Source organism: Streptomyces sp. NPDC050743, from assembly GCF_044456925.1.
Taxonomy (GTDB): Bacteria; Actinomycetota; Actinomycetes; order Streptomycetales; family Streptomycetaceae; genus Streptomyces.
The window spans coordinates 51,918-76,199 of sequence record NZ_JBITGJ010000036.1; the positions used below are offsets into that span (position 1 = coordinate 51,918).

A 24,282-nucleotide genomic window follows, 5' to 3' on the forward strand; every position below is an offset into this window, starting at 1 on the left:
GAGCACGCCGCGGGCACCGGCTGCGAGCGCCCCGAGGTGAACGACCACAGCGCGAGGAGTGTGTGATGACGACGGCGACCGAGGTGTTCCGCGACGCCCGGGACTTCCTGCTGGAGCACCGCGAGGACTATGCCACCGCCTACCGGGGCTTCGCCTGGCCGCGGCCCGCGCAGTTCAACTGGGCGCTGGACTGGTTCGACGCGATCGCCGCCGGCAACGACCGGACCGCGCTGCACATCGTCGAGGAGCACGGCGGCGAGACGCGGCTGTCCTTCGCCGAGATGTCCGAGCGCTCGAACCGGGTCGCGAACCATCTGCGGGCGCGGGGTGTCGCCGCCGAGGACCGGATCCTGGTCATGCTCGGCAACCAGGCCGAGCTGTGGGAGACCGCGCTGGCCGCGATGAAGCTGCGCGCGGTGGTCATCCCGGCCACCCCGCTGCTCGGGCCGGCCGATCTGCGCGACCGGGTGGACCGGGGCCGGGTGCGGCATGTGATCGCGCGGGCCGAGGACGCCGCGAAGTTCGCGGAGGTGCCCGGCGGTTACACGCGGATCTCGGTCGGCGGACCGCCGCCGGGGGGCTGGGAGCCGTACGAGGACGCCTACTCGGCCCCCGCCGACTTCGTGCCCGACGGCCCCACGCTGGCCGACGACCCGCTGATGCTCTACTTCACCTCCGGTACGACCGCCCGCCCCAAGCTGGTCGAGCACACCCACACCTCGTACCCGATCGGGCACCTGGCCACCATGTACTGGATCGGCCTGAAACCCGGTGACGTGCACCTGAACATCTCCTCGCCGGGCTGGGCCAAGCACGCCTGGTCCAATCTGTTCGCGCCGTGGAACGCCGAGGCGACCGTCTTCCTCTTCAACTACACCCGCTTCGACGCGGCCCGGCTGATGGCCGAGATGGACCGGGCGGGAGTCACCACCTTCTGCGCCCCGCCGACCGTGTGGCGCATGCTGATCCAGGCCGACCTGAGCCTCCTCGCCACCCCGCCCCGCGAGGTGGTGGCCGCCGGCGAGCCGCTCAACCCCGAGGTCATCGAACAGGTCCGGCGGGCCTGGGACGTGACCATCCGGGACGGCTTCGGGCAGACCGAGACCGCCGTGCAGGTCTCCAACAGCCCCGGCCAGCGGCTGAAGACCGGCTCCATGGGCCGCCCGAGCCCCGGCTACCGCGTCGAGCTCCTCGACCCGGTCTCCGGCGCGCCCGGCGCCACCGAGGGCGAGATCGCCCTGGACCTCTCCGAGCGCCCGGTCGGGCTGATGACCGGTTACCACGGCGACCCGGACCGCACTGCGGAGGCCATGGCGGGCGGCTACTACCGCACCGGGGACATCGCCTCCCGCGACGAGGACGGCTATCTGACCTACGTCGGCCGCGCGGACGACGTCTTCAAGGCCTCCGACTACAAGATCAGCCCGTTCGAGCTGGAGAGCGCGCTGCTGGAGCACGAGGCGGTGGCCGAGGCCGCCGTCGTGCCCGCACCGGACGAGCTGCGGCTCGCGGTGCCGAAGGCGTACGTTGTGCTCGCCGAGGGCTTCGAGCCCGGACCGGACACCGCGAAGGTCATCTTCGAGCACTCCCACCGGGTGCTCGCCCCCTACAAGCGCATCCGTCGGCTGGAGTTCGGCGCGCTGCCCAAGACCGTCTCCGGCAAGATCCGCCGGATCGAGCTGCGCGAGGCCACGGCCCAGGGCTCGCAGCACGAGTACCGCGAGGAGGACTTCCGGTGACCGCATCGCTGTCGTACACCCACGGAACCGGTTCCACCGCCCTGCTCGGCGACACCATCGGCGCCAACCTGGACCGGGCCGTGGCCGCCTGGCCGGACCGCGAGGCCCTGGTCGACGTGCCCTCCGGCCGGCGCTGGACCTACGCCGAATTCGCCGCCGACATCGAGGAGTTGGCGCAGGCGCTGGTCGCCAGCGGAGTCGTCAAGGGCGACCGGGTGGGCATCTGGGCGGTCAACTGCCCGGAATGGGTCCTGGTCCAGTACGCCACCGCCCGCATCGGCGCGATCATGGTGAACATCAATCCGGCCTACCGCACCCACGAGGTCGAGTACGTCCTCAACCAGGCCGGGATCTCCCTGCTGTTCGCCTCCCTGAGCCACAAGAGCAGCGACTACCGCGCGATGATCGAGCAGGTGCGCGGCAGGTGCCCGGCGCTGCGCGAGGTCGTCTACATAGGCGACCCCAGCTGGGAGGCACTGCTCGGGCGAGGCACCGGTGACGCGTCGTACGAGGAACTGTCCTGCGACGACCCGATCAACATCCAGTACACCTCCGGGACCACCGGCTTCCCCAAGGGCGCCACCCTGTCCCACCACAACATCCTCAACAACGGCTACTTCGTGGGGGAGTTGATCGCCTACACCGAGCAGGACAGGATCTGCATCCCGGTGCCCTTCTACCACTGCTTCGGCATGGTGATGGGCAACCTGGCGGCCACCTCGCACGGCGCCTGCATGGTCATCCCGGCCCCGTCCTTCGAGCCGAAGGCCACCCTGGAGGCGGTGCAGCAGGAGCGCTGCACGTCCCTGTACGGCGTGCCGACCATGTTCATCGCCGAGCTCAACCTCCCCGACTTCGCCGCGTACGACCTCTCGACCCTGCGCACCGGCATCATGGCGGGCTCGCCGTGCCCGGTGGAGGTGATGAAGCGGGTCGTCGCCGAGATGCACATGGCGGAGGTCTCCATCTGCTACGGCATGACCGAGACCTCCCCGGTGTCCCTGCAGACCCGCCGGGACGACGACCTGGAGCACCGCACGGGCACCGTCGGCCGCGTGCTGCCGCACCTGGAGGTCAAGGTCGTCGACCCGGCCACCGGCGTCACCCAACCGCGCGGAATCGCGGGGGAGTTGTGCACCCGCGGCTACAGCGTGATGCTCGGCTACTGGAACGAGCCCGAGAAGACCGCCGAGGCCGTGGACGCCGGCCGCTGGATGCACACCGGGGACCTGGCGGTGATGCGCGAGGACGGGTACGTCGAGATCGTCGGCCGGATCAAGGACATGATCATCCGGGGCGGCGAGAACATCTACCCGCGCGAGATCGAGGAGTTCCTCTACGCCCACCCGAAGATCCGGGACGTCCAGGTCGTCGGGGTGCCGCACGAGACGTACGGCGAGGAGGTCCTGGCCTGTATGATCCCGCACGACGCGGCCGCCCCGCTCACCCTGGAGGAACTGCGCGCCTTCTGCCAGGGCCGGCTCGCCCATTACAAGATCCCCAGCAGGCTGCAGATCCTCGACTCCTTCCCGATGACGGTGTCCGGAAAGGTGCGCAAGGTCGAGCTGCGCGAGACGTACGGGGCGTGAGCCCGTCGCGGTACGGCCGGTGAGCCCGTCTCCCCCGCACGGCGGAGACGGGTCCGCCGTGCGGTCGCTGCCCGGCGCCGTCACCGTCCGCTGCTACAGGCGTCGCGTCCACGGCCGGCCGCCCGGCGCGCCCGTCTCCTTCAGGGTGTCGGCCGCGTCGTTCACCGGCTGCGGGACGCCCGCGAGGTCCAGGACGAAGAGGGGGACGCCCAGGGTGTTCGCGCGGGCCCGGGCGTCGTCGGTGTAACCCGCGAGGCAGAAGTACACACAGTCCGCGGACTCCGTCATCGCCGTCAGCCACAGGCACTCCACGTCCCGTGGCTCCGCCGGGCGCACGGTCGGGTCCACCTGGGCGAGGAGGCCGGGCGTGGCGAGCCCGATGCCGTTCGGGGGCCGCTGGTCGGCGCGGCGGATGTCCCGGTAGCCGAGCCAGCGCAGATAGAGCACGGCGACGGTGACGGCGTCGCGGGCGGTGCGGATGGCGCGCGGCCGGAAGGCGGTGCGGTGGGCCGGGGTCTCCGGTCCGGCCACCGCGGACCGCATACCACTGTCCGAGGGGGACGTGCCGACCACGGCTGACGGCATGCCGGTGTCCGCCGGAGGTGCCGCCGCCACCGGGATGCGCAGGACCGTGCCGCAGGAACAGCCCAGCTCCGGGTGCGGCCACTGGTTGCCGCGCCCGCAGCAGGCGCACCGCACGGAGACCCACTCGTCGTCCCAGGCCCGGTGGTCCGCCACGGCCGGTTCGGTGGCGGTATCCAGCCGCGGGGCGGTGGGCACGCCGCACGCGCACGGATACGACGGCGCGGTGTAGACGTGCTCGCGCCGGCAGGCCGGGCAGCGCACCGGCACGCTCTCGGGCATGGCCCACTCCCAGGCGTCGCGTGGGGACAGCGGCTCCCATGCTCCTCCTCTTCCGCCCCGCTTGTCCGGCGCTTGCCCGGTCTCCGCCTCTCTTGACGACAGTTGGCGCGCACTTCTACATTGATTCCAGATAGTAGAAGTTAAGTTCCGCGATACGGAAAAAGCTCGCGGAAGGTCGACAATCTGGAGACTGTGCTCACCGCGGGGCGCGACGGGAGTACGCATCCGAGAAGCCGAAGCAGGAGTACTCGATGGCTCGTATGACCGCTGCCCGCGCGGCAGTTGAGATCCTCAAGCGCGAGGGCGTCACCGACGCCTTCGGTGTGCCGGGAGCGGCGATCAACCCCTTCTACAAAGCCCTCAAGGAGGGCGGCGGCATCAACCACACCCTCGCCCGCCATGTGGAAGGCGCCTCGCACATGGCCGAGGGCTACACCCGCACCAAGCCGGGCAACATCGGCGTCTGCATCGGCACCTCCGGCCCGGCCGGCACCGACATGATCACCGGCCTGTACTCGGCCATCGGCGACTCCGTCCCGATCCTGTGCATCACGGGCCAGGCGCCCACCCACGTGATCCACAAGGAGGACTTCCAGGCCGTCGACATCGCCTCGATCGCCAAGCCGGTCACCAAAATGGCGGTCACCGTCCTGGAGGCCGCGCAGGTCCCCGGCGTCTTCCAGCAGGCCTTCCATCTGATGCGCTCCGGCCGTCCCGGTCCGGTCCTGATCGACCTGCCGATCGACGTCCAGCTCACCGAGATCGAGTTCGACCCGGAGACGTACGAGCCGCTGCCGGTCTACAAGCCGGCCGCGACCCGCGCCCAGATCGAGAAGGCGATCTCCTTCCTGCTCGCCTCCGAGCGCCCGGTCATCGTCGCCGGCGGCGGCGTCATCGGCGCCGACGCCACCGACCTGCTGGTGGAGTTCGCCGAGCTGACCCAGACCCCGGTCATCCCCACCCTGATGGGGTGGGGCACCCTGCCCGACGACCACGAGCTGAACGCCGGCATGGTCGGCGTGCAGACCTCGCACCGGTACGGCAACGCCAACTTCCTGGAGTCGGACTTCGTGCTCGGCATCGGCAACCGCTGGGCCAACCGCCACACCGGCTACAAGCTCGACGTCTACCGCCGGGGCCGCACGTTCGTCCACGTCGACATCGAGCCCACCCAGATCGGCAAGATCTTCCCGCCGGACTACGGTGTCGTCTCCGACGCCAAGGCCGCACTGGAGCTGTTCGTCGAGGTGGCGAAGGAGCTGAAGGCGGCGGGCAGGCTCCCCGACCGCTCCGCGTGGGTGGCCTCCACCCAGGAGCGCAAGGCGACTCTGCTGCGCCGTACGCACTTCGACGACGTGCCCATGAAGCCGCAGCGCGTGTACGAGGAGATGAACAAGGCCTTCGGCCCGGACACCCGCTACGTCACCACCATCGGCCTCTCCCAGATCGCCGGCGCGCAGATGCTGCACGTCTACAAGCCGCGCCACTGGATCAACTGCGGCCAGGCCGGCCCGCTCGGCTGGACCATCCCGGCCGCGATCGGCGTCGCCAAGGCCGACCCGGACAGCCCGGTCGTCGCGCTGTCCGGCGACTACGACTTCCAGTTCCTGATCGAGGAGCTGGCGGTCGCCGCCCAGCACCGGATCCCGTACGTCCACGTGCTGGTGAACAACGCCTACCTGGGCCTGATCCGGCAGGCGCAGATCGGCCTTGACATCAACTTCCAGGTCAACCTGGAGTTCGAGAACATCAACACGCCGGAGATCGGCGTCTACGGCGTCGACCACGTGAAGGTCGCCGAGGGTCTGGGCTGCAAGGCGATCCGGGTCACCGAGCCGGACCAGCTGGGCGCGGCGTTCGAGCAGGCGAAGAAGCTGGCCGCCGAGTACCGGGTGCCGGTGGTCGTCGAGGCGATCCTGGAGCGGATCACCAACATCTCGATGAGCCGCACCATGGACATCAGCGACATCTCCGAGTTCGAGGAGCTGGCCACCGAGCCGGGCCACGCGCCGACGTCGATCAAGCCGCTGAAGGTCTGATCCCCCGCCACGCACACCAAGGGCGGCCCGTCCTCAGGACGGGCCGCCCTTTCGCGTCCCCCGTGACTCCCCCGTCTCGGGGCCCGCCGCCCCCGTGCCGGCGGGCCCCTGTGCCCGTAATCTGCCCCGCCGCGGGGGCAGTTGAAGCCTGAGCCGCGGTATTCAGAGCTCGATTTGAGGATGGCGTAGCCCGCCTACGACCGCTGCCGTACACCAGCCGCTACAGCTCGTGCTCCGACAGTCCCGGCCAGTCGTCGGGTCCGCCGCCCTGCCATTCGATGAGATCGCTTTCCTCCACCTCGATCCGGTCCAGATCGGCCAGCCGCAGGATCTCCACGACATCGTCCAGATGCGAGGCGATCCCCAGGGTCACCTCCCCCTCGGTGACCCGCCGGGAGCCGTCGAGCGCCGGGGAGTGGACCACGATGTGCGGGTAGTGCGTCGGATTGCCCATGGGTTCAGCGTGCTGCGCCGGCCGGCTTCTCGCACGTCGGTCGCCGCCCGGCGGTTCCGGGCGCGGGGGCGGGTGCTTCGACGGCCCAGAGCCATCGCCGCGCCAAGGCGCCAAGGCGCGCGCCGCGCTGCTCGCCCTGCGGTCCTTTGGCCTGATCAAGCTGCCCGGAGGGATCGTCGAGAGCATCCGGCACCTCTACGGCGGCGCGTTCGTGCCGTGGGCCGGCGGTGGGCTGGTCACCGACGGCGATGTGATCCTCGGTGCCGCGGGTGCGTCCGGGGCCCATGCCGTCGAGGACGAGGAGGCCGTACAAACGGCGGTGCGGCGGTGGCAGGAGAGCCGCTCCGGCTGACGCCGGGGCGTGCGGAGAAGGCGCCCCGCAACGCCGAACGCTCCCTTTGCGCGGGCGGCGAGCCGGCGTGGGGAGCGTTCTCGGTGATGGCCGTCCGACGGCGCGAGGCTGGGCGCGACAGGTCGTTCGCGCCGCCGGACGGAGTGGGGGAGCCCCCGCGAGGGGGCTGGGTGGGACCGTGGTGGGTGCGACGGAGCCGGGACCCTTCCCTCTGGTCGAGAAGGGGACTCGGTCCTTCACCACCGCACTGGCTCGCATCCGCCACGGTCCTCGCCCTGCCCGCGCGCGCCACCGTACGGCCACCCCTCATCCGGGCCGTCCGGCGTGCTGCGCGGGCCGCGTGCGGAGATCATGACCTCCCGTCAGATCCCGTACGCTGCCTGCGGGTTACCGGTCTCAGTCCTCGCGCAGGGCGCGGACCGCCTCTTCCACGCGCTTGCCGTACTCCGGGTCGGCGGCGTGGAAGTGGGCCAGGTTCTTCTCGATTACGTCGTCGCGGGAGACCTGCGACAGGCCGCCGGCGATGTTCGCGATCAGGCGCGACTTCTCCTCCTCGGACATCAGCCGGTACAGCTCGCCCGCCTGGAAGAAGTCGTCGTCCTTGGTGTGGAGCGTGGCGACGTGGTTGCCCGTGTGGCCCGACACCGCCAGGGGCGCCGACAGCGGACGGCCGGTCTCCACCGGGCCGTCGTAGGAGTTCGGCTCGTAGTTCTTGGCGCCGCGGCCCTGGCCGTTGACCGCCATGAAGCCGTCGCGGCCGTAGTTCCGGGCGCCGCCCGCAACCGCCTTCGGGGCGTTGACGGCCAGCAGGGTGTGGTTGACGCCCAGGCGGTAGCGGTGCGCGTCCGCGTAGGCGAACAGGCGGCCCTGGAGCATCTTGTCGGGGGAGGGGCCGATGCCCGGCACGAAGTTGTTCGGGGAGAACGCGGCCTGCTCGACCTCGGCGAAGACGTTGTCCGGGTTGCGGTCCAGCACCAGGCGGCCCACCCGCCGCAGCGGGTAGTCCTTGTGCGGCCACACCTTGGTCAGGTCGAACGGGTTGAAGCGGTAGTCCGCCGCCTCGGCCGCCGGCATGATCTGGACGTACAGGGTCCAGGACGGGTGCACCCCGCGCTCGATGGCCTGCAGCAGGTCCGTCTGGTGGGAGTTCGGGTCCTTGCCCGCGAGCTCCGCGGCCTGCTCGCTGCTCAGGGAGCGGATGCCCTGGTTGGTCTTGAAGTGGTACTTGACGAAGAAGGCCTCGCCCGAAGCGTTCGTCCACTGGTAGGTGTGCGAGCCGTAGCCGTTCATGTGCCGGTACGACGCCGGGATGCCGCGGTCGCCCATCAGCCAGGTCACCTGGTGCGTGGCCTCGGGGGCGTGTGCCCAGAAGTCCCAGACGTTGTCCGGCTCCTGGCGGCCCGTGAAGGGGTCGCGCTTCTGCGAGTGGATGAAGTCGGGGAACTTGATCGGGTCCTTGATGAAGAACACCGGGGTGTTGTTGCCGACGAGATCGTAGTTGCCCTCCTCGGTGTAGAACTTCACCGCGAAGCCGCGCGGGTCACGGACGGCGTCCGCGCCGCCGAGGGAGTCGGCCACCGTCGAGAAGCGCACGAACACCTCGGTGCGCCTGCCGATCGCGCTCAGGAAGTCGGCGTGGGTGAAGCCGGTGACGTCGTCCGTCACCTCGAAGTGGCCGTACGCGCCGGAGCCACGGGCGTGCACCACGCGCTCCGGGATGCGCTCGCGGTTGAAGCGCGCGAGCTTCTCCAGGAGGTGCTGGTCCTGGATCAGGAGCGGGCCGCCGACGCCGGCGGAGGCTGAGTTCTGGTTGTCGGCGACCGGTGCGCCGGACTCTGTCGTGAGCACGCGCTTCGACATCGTGGACCTTCCGTGCGGGTGTCAGCGGAAAACTGTTTCCGCTTCGTGGAGCCTAAAAGTTGGTGATCCGACCGTCAACAGTTTGTTGAAGCCGATTCCGGGCCGCGGCGCCGCCTGGGCGCGACAGGACAGGTGTCAGCGGCGCCGCGGCCCGGAAGTCTCTACAGCTCAGCGCCGGAGAGGCGCTCGACCGCCCGCAGCAGGGCCGAGTGGTCCAGGCCGCCGTCGCCCTGGGCGCGCAGCGAGGCGACCAGCTGGGCGACCACGGCACCGACCGGCAGGGCGGCGCCGACGTTGCGGGCGGCGTCGGTGACGATGCCCATGTCCTTGTGGTGCAGGTCGATGCGGAAGCCCGGCTTGAAGTCGCGGTTCAGGAAGTTGTCCTTCTTGCGCGTCAGCACGGTCGAGCCGGCCAGGCCGCCGTTGAGGACGTCGAGGGCGGCCTTCAGGTCCACGCCCGACTTCTCCAGGAAGACCACGGCCTCGGCGCACGCCTGGATGTTCACGGCGACGATCAGCTGGTTGGCCGCCTTCACGGTCTGGCCGGAACCGTGCGGGCCGCACAGCACGATGGTCTTGCCCAGCGCCTCGAAGATCGGCTTGGCCTGGTCGAAGTCGGCCTGCTCACCGCCGACCATGATCGACAGCACGGCCTCGACGGCGCCGGCCTCACCGCCGGACACCGGGGCGTCCAGCACCCGGATGCCCTTGTCCTCGGCGGCCTTCGCGAGGTCCACGGAGGTCTGCGGGGTGATCGAGGACATGTCGATCAGCAGGGCGCCCCGCCGGGCGTTCTCCAGGATGCCGTCCGGGCCGTAGGCGATGGCCTCGACCTGCGGGGACGCGGGCACCATCGTGATGACCACGTCGGCGTCGCGCACGGCCTCGGCGATCGAGGCGGCGGCGGTGCCGCCGGCCGCGGTGAGGCGGTCCAGCTTCTCCTGCTCCAGGGTGAAGCCGGTGACGTCGTAACCCGCCTTGATCAGGTTCTCGGACATGGGGGAGCCCATGATGCCGAGGCCGATCCACGCAATCGCCGGGCGGGTCGGGCGGGAAGAATCCGTAAGAGTGCTCATGTCAGGGGGTGCCTCTCTCAACTGCCTTGCGAGTCAGGGTGGTCAGCGGGCCGCGCGCGCCTCGCGCGGGAGCCAGTCGAAGGCCTTGGCGCTCGGGCGGTCGCCCGGCTTGTACTCCAGGCCGACCCAGCCGTCGTAACCGGCCTTCCTCAGCCGGTCGAGCAGCTCCTCCAGCGGGAGCGAACCCGTCCCGGGGGCGCCGCGGCCGGGGTTGTCGGCGATCTGGACGTGGCCGGTCCTCGCCGCGTACCGCTCGATCGCCGACGGCAGGTCCTCGCCGTTCATCGACAGGTGGTACAGGTCCATCAGGAACCTGGCGTTCCCGAGGCCCGTCGCCTCGTTGACCTTGTCCACGACCTCGACGGCGGCGGGCGCGCTCACCAGCGGGTACAGCGGCGACTCCGGCTGGTTCAGCGTCTCGATCAGCAGGATCGCGCCGATCCGGTCGGCCGCCCGGGCCGCGAGGGCGAGGTTCTCCAGGGCGAGCGCGTCCTGCTCCGCCGGGTCCACGCCCTCGACGCGGTTGCCGTACAGGGCGTTGAGCGCCTTGCAGCCGAGGGAGGCGGCGAAGCCGGCGGCCACGTCGATGTTGGCGCGGAACCTCTCCGACTCCGCACCGGGGACCGACAGGGCGCCGCGGTCCGGGCCCGGCAGCTGTCCGGCGTAGAAGTTCAGTCCCGTGAGCCGGACGCCCGCGTCCTCGATCGCCTTCTTCAGGGCGTCGAGCTCGGACTGCTCGGGGGTGGGGGAGTCGACCCAGGGCCACCACAGCTCGACCGCCGTGAAGCCCGCCGCGGCGGCGGCCGCGGGACGCTCCAGGAGCGGGAGTTCCGTGAAGAGGATCGACAGGTTGACGTTGAAGCGCTGGTCTGCGAATCCCACGGGAACGGCGCTCCCTTCCCTGTATATTCCGTATTGCGGAAGTTCATTTCTGTTCTGTGGAAAGACTGCCTGTGAGTCGGGAGGACTGTCAAGAGAGCCCACGAAAAAGTGCCCCCGCGCGACCGCGCGGGGCACTGTGCGAAGGCCTGGTCAGAGGGCGTCGACGCCGCTCACCTTCCAGCCGTCGGAGGTGCGGGTGAGCGTCATCCGCACCCGGTTCAGGTCCAGCCGGGGTGCCGGGACCTGGGTGCTCTCGGTGACCTGGTTGACGAAGAGCAGGACGACGGCGCTGTCCGGTGTCGCCGACACGACGGAGGCCGCGGGGGCGCCGCCGTCGGCGGGGGCGGCCACGGTCGCCTTCACCACGCCGTGGTACTTCGTCGCGGTCGGCGCGACCACCGTCTTCGTGGTCCTGCCGTACTGGTCGCGGAAGTGCCCGGTCAACAGGGCCCGCGCCCGGGCGAAGTCCCGGTCCAGGTGCCGGTAGTCGTACGACAGCACGGCCGGCGCCGCCTTCCGCGCGGCTGCGAGGGCCTCACCGCGGGCCTGCTCCGCCTGTCGCCCCTCCCGGTACCGCCAGCCGAGTACGGCGGCCACGACCAGGGCCACCACGAGGACGACGCCCAGTACCGCGACGAGCACGCGCCGCGCGACCCTGCGCGCAGGCGCGCCCTCCTCCGGCCCGCTCTCTTCCGGCTCGTTCTCGGACGAGTCAGGTGAGCCGGACGCCTCGGGCTCCGGCGGGTCCTCCCAGCCGTCCGCCGGGGGATCGACGAGCAGCGTGCGCCCGGGGGAAACCTCCTCCCGGCGGACAACAGGCTCCGGCCGCCCGGCGCGCTTGGCCGCCGCGCGGGCGGCCGCGCTCAGGGTGCGGCGGGCCGGGGAGCCGCCGCGGGTTCGGGTCGGGTTCGCCATGGTGTCTCTCCTCACTGATGGCCTCACGGCGGGTCAGCCCACGAACGTGACGTCGGAGGTCAGCCAGCGGCCGCCGGCCCGCACGAGGTCGAGCTGGAGCCGGTAGGTGCGCGCCTGGCCCTCGGGCGCGGCGGTGTTGGTCACCTTGCTGTCGGCCACGACCAGTACCCGGGCCGAGCGCGCGTCGGACCGCACGATGCCCGCTTCCAGCACCTGCCCCTCGGACACCGACTTGTTCTGCGCGACGAGCTTCGTCAACTGGGCGGTCTGCGCGGCGAACTGCTTCTTGAAGTCGCCGGTGGCGCCCTTCAGCACGTTGCGGCTGTCCCGGTCGTAGTGCCGGTAGTCGAGCGAGGTGAAGTTCAGCGCCGACTGGCGGGCCGCCGCCAGGACGTCCTGGCGGCGCTGTTCCGCCCCCCGCTGGTCGGCCAGCTTCAGGCCCAGCCAGACCGCCAGTACGGTCGTCAGCACGGTCGCCGCGACCAGGCCTGCCGACAGCAGCCTCACGCGTGCCCCGGTCATGCCATCGGTCCCACGAGCAGCCATTGCCACGACTCCTTTCCGAAAACGGTCTGTTCGCCGCCCGTCGAGCCGATCTCGACGGGCGCTCCGTCCGGGCCGGTCAGGGTGCCGGTCTCCGGGTCGTACGGGGCGACGAACGCCGCCTGGTCCGCGCCGGCCGCGCCGGTCGTCGCGCCGGGGGCGTTCTGCGCACCGCGCACCGAGGTCTTGCTCCCGCGCGGGGCCGTGCAGCGCGCGCCGGTGTTCGCCGGGCGGGTGCTGGTGTCGGCCGGGTCGCGGCGCTGGGTGCCGTAGCCCTGGGTGCAGGCGGGCGGGTCGTCGGCGTTCACGGTCAGCCCGAAGTGGGTGGTGCCGTCGCCGGGGATCACCGTGTAGCTGCCCGCCACGGTGAGCGGGAGCGTGACCAGGGCCTGCTCGACTCCGGGCAGCCGGGCCACGGTGATCTGGCCGCCGCTGACGAGGTTGGCCAGCAGGACCGGCACGTGCGGCCGGGTGGACTTCAGCAGGGAGTCGAGTTCCCGCGTGGCGGGCACCGTGTTGCCGATCAGCCGGCGCAGATCGCCGTCGCTCGACTTCAGCTGCTCGGTGAGCCTGGCCAGGTCGCGGGAGAACGACTTGATGGCCGAGCCCTGGTCCGCCTGGGTCTTGAGCACCTTCCGCGAGTCCTCGATCAGCGAGACCGTCTGCGGGAGCGACGCGGACGCGGACTCCACCAGCGAGTTGCCGGAGTCGACCAGCCGGCTCAGGTTCGGCCCGGTACCGGCGAACGCCTTGCCCAACTCGTCGACGGTGACCCGCAGATCGTCCTTGCCGACCGAGTCGACCAGCCGGTCGAGGCTGAGGACCAGGTCGGTGACCGCCAGGGGGGTCCGGGTGCGGCTGCGCGGGATCGGGCTGCCCTCCATGAGGTACGGCCCGCCCGACCCGCGCGGCTGGAGGTCGACGTACTGCTCGCCCACCGCCGAACGGTCGGCGACCACCGCGAGCGTGTCGGCCGGGATTTTCGGGGCACCGTCCTCGATCTTCAGCGCCACCGAGACCCCGGACTCGGTGAGCCGCAGATCGCCCACGCGGCCCACCGGCACCCCGCGGTAGGTGACCTCCGCGCCGGGGAACACGCCCCCGGACTCGGCGAAGTCGGCGCGCACGGTGTATCCGCGGTGCAGCACGTCGTCCACCAGGCCCGTGTACCGGGCGCCGACGTACGACACCCCGAGGGCGGTGACGGTCGCGAAGGCGAGCAGCTGGGCCCTGACCGTACGTGTGATCACGGCAGTATCCCCTTCAGCATCAGCTCGGCCAGGCCGAGGTCGATCCCGGGCGGGAGGCGACGCGAGCCGTCCCCGGTGCCGTAGGCCGCGGTGCACACCGGCGGGCACAGCAGGGTGCCGCCGTCGGAGGGCTTCGAGGGCACGGCGGGCGCGGAGGGCACGGACGGGAGCGACGGAGTGGCAGGCAGGGACGGCAGAGACGGGAGAGGGGTGGGGCTGGGGACGCCGGGAAGGCGCGGGGTCCCGGGGGCCGGCGATCTCCTGCCCTTGCCCGGCTTGTCCGTGACGTTGCCGTAGATGCCCGCCAGATCGAGGTCGGCGGTGATCTTCAGGTTGACGTAGTCGCCCTTGACCGCGTCGGTGGCGTTGCGCGGGAACGGATACGTGGTCAGCAGTTCGAGGGAGTCGGGCAGGTCGTCGCCCGCCTTGTTCAGCTGCTGCAGGATGGGCTGGAGACTCTTCAGGTCGGCGACGGTGTCGTCGTGGGAGGCGTTCACCACCCTGGTGCCGGTGGTGCCGAGCTTGGACAGGGCGGTGAGCATCTTCGTCAGGTCGCGGCGCTGGTCGGCGAGGGCCTTCAGGGCCGGTGGCATGGTGTCGACGGCCACGGCGATCGTCTTCTTCTCCTTCTTCAGCCGTTTGGCCAGCCGGTCGACGCCCTTGAGCGCGCGCACGATCTCGGCCCGCTGGTCGTCGAGGCCGCCGAGGAAGGTGTCGAGTTGCTTCAGCAGCGACCTGACCCGGTCCTCGCGGCCGTTCAGGGCCTTGTTCAGCTCGACGGTGATCGTCTTCAGCTGGGCCACCCCGCCGCCGTTCAGCAGCGCGGACAGGGCGGACAGCACCTCCTCGACCTCCGCGTTGCGGCCGCTGCGGGAGAGCGGGATGCGGTCGCCGTCGCGGAGCCGTCCGACAGGTGGCGTGCCGGCCGGCGCGGACAGGGCGACGTACTTCTCGCCGAGCATGCTGGTCTGCCTCAGGTCGGCGACCGCGTTGCCGGGCAGCTTCACCGAGTCGGCGATCCTGAGCCGCACGCGCGCGTGCCAGCCGTCCAGTTCCACCTTCTCGACCGTGCCCACGGTGACGTTGTTCACCTTCACCGCCGACTGCGGCACCAGGTCCAGCACGTCCCGGAACTCGACGGTGACGTGGTAGGCGTGGCCGTCCGAGGCGGCGCCGCCGGGGAGCGGGACGTCGTACCAGCCGTTGAACTCGCAGCCGGTCAGCAGCAGTGAGCCGACCGCCGTCCAGGCTGCCACCCGCCCCAAGCGCCGCGCGCTCATGCCCGTGCCCCCAGGATTCCGCCGAGGGTCCTGTCGACCGTGCCCGTCCCCGCCGGGGCCGACGGCACCTCGGGCAGGGAGTCGAAGAGTTTCCTCAGATCCGTGCAGCTGGGGTTTTTGCCGCCTTCGTCCCCGGTCGTCTTGAGGATCGAGCAGAGCACGGACGCCGGGTCCTGGGAGGTCTGTGCGTTGTTGCGGGTGTCGAGGGTGCCGGCTGCGGAGTTGTAGGCGTTCTGCAGGTTCGACAGGCCGGTGGGCGCGACGCTCAACAGCTCCTCCAGTGCGGCCCGTTGGGTGACCAGCACCTTGGTGACCTTGGCCAGGCCCCGCACGTCGGAGGTCAGCGCCTTCTTGTTGCCCTTCACGAAACCGGAGACGTCACCGAGGGCGGCGGCCAGGTACTTCAGCGCGGCCGCGAGATCCTTGCGCTCCCCGGCCAGCTGCCCGGCCACGTCGGCGAGGTCGGTGTCGAACGACCGCACGCTCTGGTCGTCCGCCGCCAGCGCGGCCGTGAACACCTGCAGGTTCCGCACGGTCCCGAACAGGTCGCCGCGCCCGTCGGACAGCGTGGTGACCGCCTGGGAGAGGTCCTCGACCGTCTGGTTCAGGTTCTTCCCCTGGCCCTCGAGGTTGTCGGCGCTCACCCCCAGCAGCCGGGACAGCGAGCCCTTCTTGTTTGCGCCGTCCGGGCCGAGCGCCTCGGCGGTGGTGTGCAGGCTGTCGAAGATCCGGTCCAGCTCGACGGGAACGGCCGTACGGGACTCGGGGATGACGGCGCCGTCCCGCAGTACCGCTCCCTTCCGGTACACCGGCAGCAGCTGCACGTAACGGTCGCTGACCACCGAGGAGTTGACGATGGCGGCCTGCGCGTTCGCGGGCACCTTGCGGCCCCGGTCGTACTCCAGCTCCACCCGGACCCGGCCGCCCTCGGGCGTGATCTTCCTGACCTCGCCGATGCGGACACCGAGGACGCGGACGTCGGAGCCCGGGTAGATGCCGACGGTGCGCGGGAAGTACGCCGTGACCCGGACGGGGTCGGGGCCGGGCCACAGGAGGACGGCGAGGCCCGTGACGACCGTGAGCGCGGTGAACAGGGCCAGGAGTCTGCGGGTCATCGGGTGCCTCCCGTCCGTGGGGTGACCGGGGCGGCGACCAGGTTCTGCACATAGGAGTCGAACCAGCGGCCGTTGCCGAGGGTGTTGGTGAAGAGCCGTACGTAGGGGGCGAGCAGCCGGACGCTGCGGTCGAGGCTCGCCTGGTTGCGTTCGAGCATCGTCACGAAGGTGTCGAGGTTCTTCAGGGCGGGCCCGATGTCCTTGCGGTTGTCGTCGACCAGGCCGGACAGCTCGATGCCCAGCAGGGCGGAGCTCTTGAGCAGGTCGTGGATCGCCGTGCGGCGCCGGCCGATCTCCTTGAGCAGCGCGTCGCCGTCCTTCACCAGCGCCGAGAAGTCCTTCGTGTGGCCGGCCAGCACCTTGGTGACCCCGTTCGCGTGGTCGAGGAGCCCGCGCAACGCCTTGTCACGGGAGGCGACGGTCCGCGAGATCCGCGACAGTCCCTTGATCGACGCCCGCACCTCCGCGGGCGAGTCCTGGAAGGTGACGGAGATCGTGTCCAGCGCCTTCGCGAGCCGGTCCGTGTCGACCTCCTCGGTGGTGGTCGTGAGGTCGCTGAAGGCCTGGACGACGTCGTACGCCGACACCGTCCGCCCGATCGGGATCTCGCTGCCCGGCTTCAGCTGCCCGGGTCCCCTGGGGGAGAGGGCCAGGTACTTGGCTCCGAGGATCGTCTTGACCCGGATCGCCGCACCCGTGTCGGTGCCGAACCCCGGGTGGCCCTTCACCTTGAAGGTGACCTTGACGTGGTCGCCGTCCAGGCCGACGTCCTCGACCTTGCCGACCTTGACCCCGGCGATCCGCACCTCGTCGCCCGGCTTGAGCCCGCCGGCCTCCGAGAAGGCCGCGCTGTAGGTGTCGCCGCCGCCGATCAGCGGCAGGCTGTCGGCGTTGAACGCGGCGACCGTGAGCAACGCGAGGACGGTGAGACCGACGGCGCCCACCACGACGGGGTTCCGCTCGCGGAAGGGCTTCAGCTGAGGGCGCCTCAGCCGGATCCTGGGCAGTTTCGGCGGCAGGACGCGCACCTTCACCAGGGGCTCGGGGCGCGCCTTGCGCTTGGGCGGCCGGGGCAGGAGCCTCGGCAGTTTCGGTGGCAGGACCCGTACCTTCACCAGGGGTTCGGGGCGGCGGACCGTGCGCCGCGGGACGCGCATGCTCATCCGCCGCACCTCGCCCGTGCCACGTGCAGCTCCGGGGTGATCACCTGCTTGGTCTTCGGCAGCACGATCCGGCCGTCGAAGTCGCACAGGTAGAAGTTGAACCAGGAGCCGTAGGACGCCGTCCCGGTCAGCTTGTCGAGCTTGTTCGGCAGCCGTTTCAGAACGCCCTCCACGGTGTTCTCGTTCTTGTCCAGCGTTCCGGTGAGATCGCCGAGGCCGGCGATGTCGTCCTTCAGCGGCGGACGCGCGTCCTTCAGCAGTCCCGCCGTGGCGTCCGTGAGATCGCCGATGCTCACCAGGGACTCCCCGATGGGCTTGCGGTCGGCGGACAGTCCCGAGATCACCCGGCGCAGCTGCGTGAGCAGGTCGGAGAAGCGGGAGCCGCGCTTGTCGAGCGTCTTCAGGACGGTGTTGAGGTTGTCGACCACCGAGCCGATCAGCTGGTCGCGGTCGGCGAGGGTCGTGGTGAGCGAGGCCGTGTGCGCGAGCAGGCCGTTCACCGTGCCGCCCTCGCCCTGGAGGGTCCGGATGATCTCGGTGGCGAGCTGGTTGACGTCGTTCGGGCTGAGCGCGGCGAACAGCGGCTTGAAGCCGTTCAGCAGGGCGTTGAGGTCCAGCGCCGGCTGGGTCCTGGACAGCGGGATGGTGCCGCCGGGCCGCAGCCGCCTGCTGCCGTCGCCGGTGCCCTCGGTGAGCGCGATGTACCGCTGCCCGACCAGGTTGCGGTAGCGGACGACCGCGTGGGTGCCGGCGAGCAACGGCCGGTCGGCGGTGACGGTGAACGTGACCTCGGCCAGGGTCCGGTCCTTGATCCGGATGCCCTCGACCTGGCCGACCCGCACTCCGGCCACCCGGATGTCGTCGCCGGTCTCCAGCCCGGTGACGTCGGAGAACACCGCGTGGTAGGTGTCCTTCGGGGTGAAGGAGACGTTGACGATGGTGGCGGCGAGCAGCGCCGTCGCCGCGATGGTGACCAGCGCGAAGAGGCTGAACTTGATCAACGGGCCGGCGGTCTGCCGGGCTCCTGCCCTGCTCATGCGACACTCACCGCCGTTCCGCGCGCGAGCGGCCCGAACAGCAGGGTCGCGACGGGCGGCACCTGGTCCGCGGGGACGCCCAGGACGGGGGCCACGAGCGAGCCGACGGCCCGCTGCTCGGCCGCGGTGGCGGACACGTCGGCACCTCCGGGGAGTGAGCCCTCCGAACTCCGGGGGGACGTACCGTCGTTCAGATGGGGCTTCGGCCCGGGCACCCGCGGGTGCGGCAGGCCACGGCAGTTCGGGCCCGACCGCTCGCCGTACACCGGTTCCTCGCCGGGCCGGTACGCCCCCTGCGGCCGGACGACCTCCAGGGTGATCCGCATCTCCCCGCCCCGGAACGCGTCCTCCGACGCCTTCTCCTGCCGGACCAGGCCCTGCAGCAGGCACGGGTACTCGGGGGAGTAGCGGGCGAAGAGTTCCAGCGTGGGCCGGGAGACCCGGCCCAGGGTGATCAGCCGGTCGCCGTTCTCGGACAGGAAGTCGTCCGCGGTGCCCGCCACGGCAGCGGTCGAGCGCAGGGCCGCGGCCAACTGGTCCTGCTTCTCGACGATCGTCCGGCTGGTGGTGACCGTGTTGCGCAGGATCCTCATCAGGTCGGGTGCGGCGTCGCCGTAGACCTCGGCGACGTCGGCGAAGCGCGAGATGTCCTCCTTGATCGACGGCAGGTGCGGGTTGAGGCGGCGCAGGTAGCCCTCGACCCGGGTCAGGTTGTCGCCGATCCGGTCGCCGCGGCCCTCCAGCGCGGTGGCGAACGCCGAGAGGGTGGCGTTCAGTTCACCGGGCCGGACGGTCCGCAGCAGCGGCAGCAGGTCGTTCATCAGCTGCTGCACCTCGATGCCGACCTTCGTACGGTCCTGGGTGATGACGTCCCCGGCGCGGATGGGCCGAGCCGAGGATCGGGCGGGCGCCACGAGGTCGACGTACTTCTCGCCGAACAGCGTCTTGGGCAGCAGCCGCGCGTACACGTCCGCGGGGATGTACGGGACGTACTGCGGCTTGAGCGCGATGTCGAGGGTCGCCTTCGTGCCGTCGGCGTGCACCGCGCGCACCTCGCCGACCAGCATCCCGCGCAGCTTGACGTCGGCGCGCGGATCGAGCTGGTTGCCGAGGCTGCCGGCCTCCAGGGTGATCGGTACGACGGACGTGAACGCCTGCTGGTAGACGGCCACCGCGAGCGACAGCAGCAACGCGAGGACGGCGAGGAACGCGATGCCGTACAGCCTGAGTCTCAGATGCCTCACCGGTTCACCCCGCGATCCGTACGGTCGTGTTGGCGCCCCAGATCGCGAGGCTCAGGAAGAAGTCCAGGACGTTGACGGCGACGATGGACGTCCGCACCGCCCGGCCCACCGCGACGCCGACGCCCGCCGGGCCGCCGCTCGCGTGGTAGCCGTAGTAGCAGTGCACCAGGATGATCAGCACGGCGAAGACGATCACCTTGCCGAAGGACCACAGGACGTCCACCGGCGGCAGGTACTGGTGGAAGTAGTGGTCGTAGGTGCCGGTCGACTGCCCGTAGTAGCCGGTGGTGATGGTGCGGGCGGCGAGATATGAGGACAGCAGTCCGATCACGTACAGCGGGATCACCGCGACGAAGCCGGCGATCATCCGGGTCGTCACCAGGAACGGCACCGAGGGGACGCCCATCACCTCCAGCGCGTCGGTCTCCTCGCTGATCCGCATCGCGCCGAGCTGCGCGGTGAACCCGGCGCCGACCGTCGCGGACAGGGCGAGCCCGGCCACCAGCGGGGCGATCTCCCGGGTGTTGAAGTACGCCGACAAAAACGCCACGAAGTTGGAGGTGCCGAGCTGGTTCAGGGCCGCGTAGCCCTGCAGGCCGACCTCGGTGCCGGTGAAGAAGGACAGGAAGGCGATCACGCCGACCGTGCCGCCGACGACGGCGAGCGCACCGCGCCCGAAGCTGACCTCGGCGAGCAGCCGCAGGATCTCCTTCTTGTAGCGGCGCAGGGTGCGGCCCGTCCACGCGAGCGAGCGCCCGTAGAAGGAGAGTTGGGTGCCCAGCTCTTCGAGCGAGCGCAAGGGGCGGTCGAGAAGTCTCATCGGCTAACCCCTCTGCGGGACGACCTGGAAGTACACGGCGGTCATCACGAAGTTGGTCACGAACAGCAACATGAAGGTGATCACCACGGACTGGTTGACGGCATCGCCGACGCCCTTCGGGCCGCCCTTCGCGGTCAGTCCCTTGTACGAGGCGACGATCGCGGCGATGGCCCCGAACACCAGCGCCTTGATCTCGGCCGCCCACAGGTCGGACAGCTGGGCGAGGGTCGTGAAGGACGCCAGGTAGGCGCCGGGAGTGCCGTGCTGGAGGATGACGTTGAAGAAATAGCCGCCCGCGACGCCGACCACCGAGACGAGGCCGTTGAGGAGGACGGCCACGACCATGGACGCCAGCACCCGCGGTACGACGAGCCGGTGGATCGGGTCGATCCCGAGCACCTGCATCGCGTCGATCTCGTCCCGGATCTTCCGCGCCCCGAGATCCGCGCAGATCGCCGTGCCCCCCGCGCCCGCGATCAGCAGCGCGGTGACGATCGGCGAGGCCTCGCGCAGCACGGCGAGCACGGACGCGGCACCGGAGAACGACTGGGCGCCCAGCTGCCGGGTCAGGCTGCCGATCTGCAGCGCGATGACCGCGCCGAAGGGGATCGAGACCAGAGCCGTGGGCAGGATGGTCACGCTCGCCACGAACCACGCCTGCTGGATGAACTCCCGTGCCTGGAAGGGCCGTCGGGGCAGGGTGCGGACGACGTCCAGCGCCATCGCGAACAGGTTGCCGGAGTGCCTGAGCGCACCGGTCGGGGAGAGGCTCATCCGCCCGTCACCCCCGTCCCGTGCAGCTCGGCCTCCCGGCGCGCGATCGCCTCCCAGCGGGGCGGGCGGGCGATGCCGGGGCTCGGCAGCAGCCGGGGAGTCAGGCCCTCGACCGATCCCTGCTCGTCCATCTGGGCCAGCTCCTGTTCGACCTGGGCCGCGTCCTTCTCCTCCGCCATGCCGATCGGCCCCTGCATTCGGCCGTTCAGGAACTGCCGGACCACGGGCTCGTCACTGGTCAGCAGCTGCTCGCGGGGCCCGAACAGCACCAGCTCGCGCCGGAACAGCAGCCCGATGTTGTCGGGGACCTGCCGGGCGGAGGCGATGTCGTGGGTGACGATCAGGAAGGTCGCGTCGGTCTGTGCGTTGAGGTCGACGATGAGTTGGTTGAGATAGGCCACGCGCACCGGGTCCAGACCCGAGTCCGGCTCGTCGAACAGGATGATCTCCGGGTCGAGGACCAGGGCCCGGGCGAGGCCGGCCCGCTTGCGCATGCCGCCGGAGATCTCGCCGGGCAGCTTCTGCTCGGCGCCGATCAGCCCGACCATCTCCATCTTCCCGAGCACGATCCGCCTGATCTCGCTCTCGGACTTGCGGGTGTGCTCGCGCAGCGGGAAGGCGATGTTGTCGTAGAGGTTCATCGAGCCGAACAACGCGCCGTCCTGGAACAGCACACCGAACAACTTCCGCACCTCGTACAGGTCGTGCTCGCGCAGGCGGGTGACGTCCCGGCCCGCGACCCTCACCGAGCCGCGCTCCGGCTTCAGCAGCCCGACGAGCGTCTTGAGGAACACCGACTTGCCGGTCCCGGACGGCCCGAGCATCACCGAGACCTCCCCGGCGGGGAGCGTCAGCGAGACGTCCTCCCAGATGACCTGGTGGCCGAAGGACTTGGTCAGCCCTTCCACACAGATCTCGACACCCATCCGGTCCCACCCTTCGCCCGTGGAGCAGCTGCGACATCTGCTCTACGGGGAGGGGCGGGGCGTCCGTCGCGGCGACCGCGAAGTTTTTTCCGGACCCGGATACGGGGGCGCTACGGCAGCTTGGGTGACGGCGTGGCCGTGGGCGCCGGGGCGGGGACGGAGAGCGCGGTGGACGGCAGGGCCGGTGTGGGGGGAGGTGACGGGGCCACCGCGGGGGCGGACTTCGCCGGCAGGTCCGGCACGGTGGGCAGGCCCGGCGCCTGCGGCACGTCGGGCACCCGCGGGATCCCCGGTGCCGGCAGGCCCGGGAGCGGGGAGGAGGACACGTCCGGCAGGGACGGGACGGACACCGGCAGCGGCAGGGCCGTTCCCGCGGTGGGCGAGGGCGTCCGGCCGGGGGCACCGGCCGCCGTGGTCGACGCGGTGCGCGTCTTTGGGGAGGGCCCCTGGCCCGTGGCCCCGGTCCGCAGGGGCCGCGCGTCGGCGGACACGGCCGGGCGCGGCACCGGATCGCTTCCGTTCCCGCCTGAGTCGAGCGCGTACGGCAGCACGAATCCGGCCACCACCAGGGTCGCCGCCGTCGAGGTGACCGCGACCGCCTGGGCCTTGCCGCCCCCGCGCAGCCGCCCGCGCCCGAACAGGAACAGCACGAGCCCGAGCGTGCCGGCCAGCGAGGCGCGCAGGGTCCGCCGGGCCCGGGCGAGCAGCGACTCGACGGTCCGGTAGCTGAGTCCCATCCGCACCGCGACCTGGCTCACGTCCAGGTCCTCGGACTTCAGCCGCAGCGCCTCCGCCTGCCGCGCGGGCAGCTCCCCGCTGCGCACGGCGAGCCACTTCGCCTCGGCCCGGTCGCACACCACCTCCTCGACCGGTACGGGGCCCGGCGCGAGGAGGGTAGGGCGGCTGCCCACCTCGGCCTCGCGGTGGACCTGCCGGTACCGGTCGACGCACAGCCGCATGGTCACCGTCGTCAGCCAGGCGCCGAGCCGCTCGTCGTCGAGGTCCGGGCGCTCCGCGGCCCGCAGCATCGCCTCGTGCACGGCGTCCTCGGCGTCCTCCAGGCTCATCGAGCGGCGCCGGGCCACCTTGAGCAACTGCTCGCGGTGGCTCCACATGCGCTGCCAGCGCTCGTCGGCGGCCGCTATGTCCGCAGGCATGTCCGTCGCCATGAGGGCCCCTTCGCACTCACCCGCCGGTCCGGTACTCCCGGCAGGTGGCGACATTACCGCCGAGTAGCGGCGGTTGGGGAGGGGGAGGCGCCCATCGTGTTCCAGCTGTTGCCGGTGGTCAGCGGACCTGCGCCGGGCAGCACGCCGCCGGGCAGGCTGAGCGTCGGCCCGGGGACGGGGACCGGCGGCGGCTCGGTCCCCTCGGGGGCCTCGGCCGTACGGGACGGGGCGGGGGAGGGGGAGGGGGAGGCGTGGGGTGCCGACGGCGTGCGCGAGGGGGCCGGGCGGCCCGGTTTCCGGTCGTCCGACGGCTTCGGCGAGGGCTTCGCAGCCTTCGGTCGGGACGGCTCAGACCGGTCCCCCGGCTCGGCGGGCGCGTCCGGCACCACCCGGTGTCCCGTCAGGAAGTACGCGTACCAGGCCTTGACCGTGCGCAAGTAGGCGTCCGAGTGGTTGTAGCCGAGGACCGCCCGGTCCAGGTCGGCGGGGTTCGACAGGTCCCGGCCGCCCGCGCACAGGTAGCGGCCGGCGGCGAGCGCCGCGTCGTACACGTTGTCCGGGTCGGCGCGCCCGTCGCCGTTGCCGTCCGCGCCCCAGCGGGCCCAGGTCGAGGGGATGAACTGCATCGGGCCGACCGCGCGGTCGTACACCGCGTCCCCGTCGTACGCGCCGCCGTCGGTGTCCGGTACGACGGCGAAGGCACCGCCCGTCAGCCGCGGACCGAGGACGGGCGTCACGGTCGTACCGTCCGGGGTCACCCGGCCGCCCCGCGCCTGCCCGGACTCCACCTGGCCGATCGCGGCCAGCAGCTGCCAGCGCAGCCGGCAGCCGGGCGCGGTGCGCGCCAGCTCCTCCTCGGCACGCCGGTACGCGGCGAACACGGTCGCGGGCAGGGCGCCGCCCGTCACGGCCTGTGCCGAGGTCCGCTCCCGTCCGCGCAGCGGGGGCAGATCGGTGCGGTAGGGCGTGTCACCGGACATGCTGGGTCCCTGCTCGGCGGAGGGTGCCGTCTGCCGCGCGGGCTCCGTGGCCCGCGCCGGCACCGCTCCCGGCGCCTGCGACGCGGTCAGCGCGGCCAGCGCCGCCGCCGCGACCGCCGTACCCCTGGCGCCCCTGGCGCCCCTCGCACCCTTCAACGCTCCTTTGAGCTCGCGCGCTGTCACTGCTCAGTCGCCTCCCCGGCTGGATCCG

General features: G+C 71.3%; 22 protein-coding genes. 4 read left to right on the plus strand and 18 right to left on the minus strand.

What is annotated here, in order from left to right; genetic code table 11:
• Positions 1–65 precede the first annotated feature (65 nt).
• Both ACIBJF_RS29190 and ACIBJF_RS29195 read left to right on the plus strand, forming a co-directional pair.
• Positions 66–1,739: an AMP-binding protein gene (locus tag ACIBJF_RS29190; protein WP_399178139.1), complete on the plus strand. Its 1,674-nt coding sequence runs from the start codon at positions 66–68 to the stop codon at positions 1,737–1,739.
• Positions 1,736–3,328 carry an AMP-binding protein gene (locus ACIBJF_RS29195; protein WP_399178140.1) on the plus strand — a complete coding sequence of 531 codons (1,593 nt, stop codon included), beginning with the start codon at positions 1,736–1,738 and terminating at the stop codon, positions 3,326–3,328. The genes ACIBJF_RS29190 and ACIBJF_RS29195 overlap by 4 nt, the downstream gene beginning before the upstream one ends.
• 93 nt (positions 3,329–3,421) lie before the next feature.
• Here the strand turns inward: ACIBJF_RS29195 and ACIBJF_RS29200 are convergent, their stop codons facing one another.
• A complete protein-coding gene (locus tag ACIBJF_RS29200; protein ID WP_399178142.1) occupies positions 3,422–4,192 on the minus strand; it encodes a hypothetical protein in 771 nt (256 codons plus the stop codon).
• Between the two features lie 251 nt (positions 4,193–4,443).
• Between ACIBJF_RS29200 and gcl the strand changes: the two genes are divergently transcribed.
• Positions 4,444–6,231, plus strand: a complete 1,788-nt coding sequence (gene gcl, locus ACIBJF_RS29205) for a glyoxylate carboligase (RefSeq protein WP_399178143.1) — start codon at positions 4,444–4,446, stop codon at positions 6,229–6,231.
• Positions 6,232–6,451: 220 nt separating this feature from the next.
• Here gcl and ACIBJF_RS29210 read toward each other — a convergent pair whose 3' ends face one another.
• Entirely contained in the window at positions 6,452–6,685 is a 234-nt protein-coding gene (locus ACIBJF_RS29210; protein ID WP_153543919.1) for a hypothetical protein, read from the minus strand.
• Between ACIBJF_RS29210 and ACIBJF_RS29215 the strand changes: the two genes are divergently transcribed.
• Entirely contained in the window at positions 6,684–7,037 is a 354-nt protein-coding gene (locus ACIBJF_RS29215) for a hypothetical protein (protein ID WP_399178145.1), read from the plus strand. The genes ACIBJF_RS29210 and ACIBJF_RS29215 overlap by 2 nt on opposite strands.
• A 396-nt stretch (positions 7,038–7,433) precedes the next feature.
• Here the strand turns inward: ACIBJF_RS29215 and ACIBJF_RS29220 are convergent, their stop codons facing one another.
• From ACIBJF_RS29220 to ACIBJF_RS29295, 16 genes are all read right to left on the minus strand, one after another.
• Positions 7,434–8,897 carry a catalase gene (locus ACIBJF_RS29220; protein ID WP_399178147.1) on the minus strand — a complete coding sequence of 488 codons (1,464 nt, stop codon included), beginning with the start codon at positions 8,895–8,897 and terminating at the stop codon, positions 7,434–7,436.
• Positions 8,898–9,058: 161 nt separating this feature from the next.
• Positions 9,059–9,973, minus strand: a complete 915-nt coding sequence (locus ACIBJF_RS29225; RefSeq protein WP_399178149.1) for a 2-hydroxy-3-oxopropionate reductase — start codon at positions 9,971–9,973, stop codon at positions 9,059–9,061.
• Between the two features lie 42 nt (positions 9,974–10,015).
• The gene (locus tag ACIBJF_RS29230; protein ID WP_399178151.1) at positions 10,016–10,855 is read right to left on the minus strand and encodes a TIM barrel protein; all 840 of its coding nucleotides are present in this window, start codon (positions 10,853–10,855) and stop codon (positions 10,016–10,018) included.
• Positions 10,856–11,005: 150 nt separating this feature from the next.
• Positions 11,006–11,770 (minus strand): hypothetical protein, encoded by a 765-nt coding sequence (locus tag ACIBJF_RS29235; RefSeq protein ID WP_399178152.1) that lies wholly within the window; start codon positions 11,768–11,770, stop codon positions 11,006–11,008.
• A gap of 33 nt (positions 11,771–11,803) precedes the next feature.
• Positions 11,804–12,292, minus strand: coding sequence for a hypothetical protein (locus tag ACIBJF_RS29240; RefSeq protein ID WP_399178153.1), 489 nt, complete (start codon positions 12,290–12,292; stop codon positions 11,804–11,806).
• On the minus strand, positions 12,289–13,563 hold the full coding sequence (locus ACIBJF_RS29245) for an MCE family protein (protein WP_399178154.1): 1,275 nt from the start codon (positions 13,561–13,563) through the stop codon (positions 12,289–12,291). The genes ACIBJF_RS29240 and ACIBJF_RS29245 overlap by 4 nt, the downstream gene beginning before the upstream one ends.
• On the minus strand, positions 13,560–14,843 hold the full coding sequence (locus ACIBJF_RS29250; protein WP_399178155.1) for an MCE family protein: 1,284 nt from the start codon (positions 14,841–14,843) through the stop codon (positions 13,560–13,562). Before ACIBJF_RS29250 ends, ACIBJF_RS29245 begins: the two co-directional genes overlap by 4 nt.
• A complete protein-coding gene (locus ACIBJF_RS29255; RefSeq protein WP_399178157.1) occupies positions 14,840–15,958 on the minus strand; it encodes an MCE family protein in 1,119 nt (372 codons plus the stop codon). The genes ACIBJF_RS29250 and ACIBJF_RS29255 overlap by 4 nt, the downstream gene beginning before the upstream one ends.
• Positions 15,955–17,121 carry an MCE family protein gene (locus ACIBJF_RS29260; RefSeq protein WP_399178159.1) on the minus strand — a complete coding sequence of 389 codons (1,167 nt, stop codon included), beginning with the start codon at positions 17,119–17,121 and terminating at the stop codon, positions 15,955–15,957. The genes ACIBJF_RS29255 and ACIBJF_RS29260 overlap by 4 nt, the downstream gene beginning before the upstream one ends.
• Entirely contained in the window at positions 17,118–18,158 is a 1,041-nt protein-coding gene (locus tag ACIBJF_RS29265) for an MCE family protein (RefSeq protein ID WP_399178161.1), read from the minus strand. The genes ACIBJF_RS29260 and ACIBJF_RS29265 overlap by 4 nt, the downstream gene beginning before the upstream one ends.
• Entirely contained in the window at positions 18,155–19,402 is a 1,248-nt protein-coding gene (locus tag ACIBJF_RS29270) for an MCE family protein (protein WP_399178162.1), read from the minus strand. Before ACIBJF_RS29270 ends, ACIBJF_RS29265 begins: the two co-directional genes overlap by 4 nt.
• A gap of 4 nt (positions 19,403–19,406) precedes the next feature.
• A complete protein-coding gene (locus tag ACIBJF_RS29275) occupies positions 19,407–20,222 on the minus strand; it encodes an MlaE family ABC transporter permease (protein WP_399178163.1) in 816 nt (271 codons plus the stop codon).
• Between the two features lie 3 nt (positions 20,223–20,225).
• Positions 20,226–20,996, minus strand: a complete 771-nt coding sequence (locus tag ACIBJF_RS29280) for an ABC transporter permease (RefSeq protein ID WP_023545776.1) — start codon at positions 20,994–20,996, stop codon at positions 20,226–20,228.
• Positions 20,993–21,922, minus strand: a complete 930-nt coding sequence (locus ACIBJF_RS29285) for an ABC transporter ATP-binding protein (protein WP_399178166.1) — start codon at positions 21,920–21,922, stop codon at positions 20,993–20,995. Before ACIBJF_RS29285 ends, ACIBJF_RS29280 begins: the two co-directional genes overlap by 4 nt.
• A gap of 110 nt (positions 21,923–22,032) precedes the next feature.
• Complete coding sequence (locus ACIBJF_RS29290; RefSeq protein ID WP_399178167.1) at positions 22,033–23,091, minus strand: sigma-70 family RNA polymerase sigma factor; 1,059 nt, start codon at positions 23,089–23,091, stop codon at positions 22,033–22,035.
• A gap of 53 nt (positions 23,092–23,144) precedes the next feature.
• Entirely contained in the window at positions 23,145–24,227 is a 1,083-nt protein-coding gene (locus ACIBJF_RS29295) for a lytic transglycosylase domain-containing protein (protein ID WP_399178168.1), read from the minus strand.
• Between the last annotated feature and the right edge of the window lie 55 nt (positions 24,228–24,282).